A 518-nucleotide genomic window follows, 5' to 3' on the forward strand; every position below is an offset into this window, starting at 1 on the left:
GAAAGTAAAACCGGTCCATGCGGCAAAGATTAACCAAACTAACCAAGTTAAACCAATTTTACTAAATTTTTCTCCAGTCCATGGCCCTTCATGTAGACGCTTACGCGCATTACGATTACCTTGGATAACGCTCTCAATCATAATAAACGCGTCGGTCCAGAGTGTTTGGAAGCAGAAATAGCCACAGAACACCCGTCCTAAAACAGCGGTTACGAAAAAGAGTGAGAACGCAAAGATCGCTAGGACACCCGCCAACCAAAATATATTTTGAATATCAACAGGAAGACTAAAGATATAGAAGGTCTTTGCCGTTAAGTCAAAGACGACAGCTTGTCCTGGCAGCCCCGGACCTCTATCCCATGGCACCCAGGGTAATAGGTAAAATACAAGAAACGCTAATGCTAAAACGGAACTCTTAAAAGTTCTAAATTTCCCCTTAACACTTCGCGGATAGATGGGAATACGTTTTGCATAAAGTGAATCACCACTTGGAGTTGTATTGTTCTGCTCTGATAGAT

At 42.3% G+C, this 518-nt stretch carries 1 protein-coding gene; it reads right to left on the reverse strand.

Translation table 11 applies throughout. The annotated features are described in order from the left end of the window. A partial coding sequence (locus FK268_RS26260; RefSeq protein WP_205124554.1) for a hypothetical protein occupies positions 1 to 518 on the reverse strand: 518 nt, incomplete at both ends.

The organism is Tsukamurella sputi (assembly GCF_007858445.1).
Lineage (GTDB): Bacteria > Actinomycetota > Actinomycetes > Mycobacteriales > Mycobacteriaceae > Tsukamurella > Tsukamurella sputi.